The sequence below is a fragment of the Streptomyces sp. NPDC051172 genome, from assembly GCF_040682555.1.
Taxonomy (GTDB): Bacteria; Actinomycetota; Actinomycetes; order Streptomycetales; family Streptomycetaceae; genus Streptomyces.
Map to the genome: position 1 here is coordinate 1 of NZ_JBFBBE010000423.1, position 1144 is coordinate 1144.

A 1144-nucleotide genomic window follows, 5' to 3' on the forward strand; every position below is an offset into this window, starting at 1 on the left:
GAGGATCGCGCCGATCGGGCCCGGGTAGATGGAACCGTAGGCGTGGCCGCCGGTCTGCTCGTACACGGGGCACACGTTCATGCACGCCGAGCAGCGGATGCAGTGCAGCGCGGAACGGCCCTTCGGGTCGGACAGCACCGCGGAGCGGCCGTTGTCCAGCAGGACCAGGTGGAACTCCTGGGGACCGTCGCCCTCGGTGACGCCCGTCCACATGGAGGTGTACGGGTTCATCCGCTCGCCCGTGGACGAGCGCGGCAGCAGCTGCAGGAACACCTCGAGGTCCTCGAAGGTGGGCACGAGCTTCTCGATGCCCATCACGGTGATCAGCGTCTCCGGCAGGGTCAGGCACATGCGGCCGTTGCCCTCCGACTCGACGACGGCCAGCGTGCCCGTCTCGGCGACGCCGAAGTTCGCCCCGGAGATCGCCACCTTCGTGCTCAGGAACTTCTCGCGCAGGTGCCGGCGTGAGGCCTCGGCCAGGTCGGCCGGCTCGGAGGTGAGGCTCTCGTCCGTCTCCGGCATCTCCCGGAGGAAGATGTCCCGGATCTCCTGGCGGTTGCGGTGGATCGCCGGGACGAGGATGTGGCTGGGCCGGTCGTGGCCGAGCTGGACGATGAGCTCGGCCAGGTCCGTCTCGACGGCGGCCACGCCGGCCTGCTCGAGCGCGGCGTCCAGGCCGATCTCCTGGGTGGCCATGGACTTGACCTTGATCACCTCGTCCACGCCCTTGGCGGTGACGAGCTCCGTGATGATGCGGTTGGCCTCGGACGCGTCCCGGGCCCAGTGCACGACGCCGCCACGTGCGGTGACCTCGGACTCGAGCCGCTCGAGGAGCGCGGGCAGGTCCGCCATGACGGACTGCTTCAGCGCGGAGCCGGCGGCGCGCAGCTCCTGCCAGTCCGGCAGCTCCTCGACGACGCCGGCACGCTTGGCACGGATGGTGTGGGTGGCCCGGCGGATGTTGGCGCGCATCTGGCCGTTCTTCAGCTGCTCGCGGGCGGACTCGGGGAACGGGGTGTTCAGCAGGATCTCGCCCTCCCCGTAGACGGGGCGGACGGTGGGCGTTCCCAGGCGCACGCGGGTGGGTGCGGTGCTCATCGGCGGGCCTCCTCAACACGGGCGGACGGTCCGCGGCGGACGCCGG

Annotated in this window: 1 protein-coding gene; it reads right to left on the reverse strand. The window is 71.0% G+C overall.

Annotated elements, in window-relative coordinates; translation table 11 throughout:
- The coding region (locus AB0N07_RS51635) for a lactate utilization protein B (RefSeq protein WP_365848007.1) at window positions 1–1098 on the reverse strand (1098 nt) is incomplete at its 3' end.
- Window positions 1099–1144 lie beyond the last annotated feature (46 nt).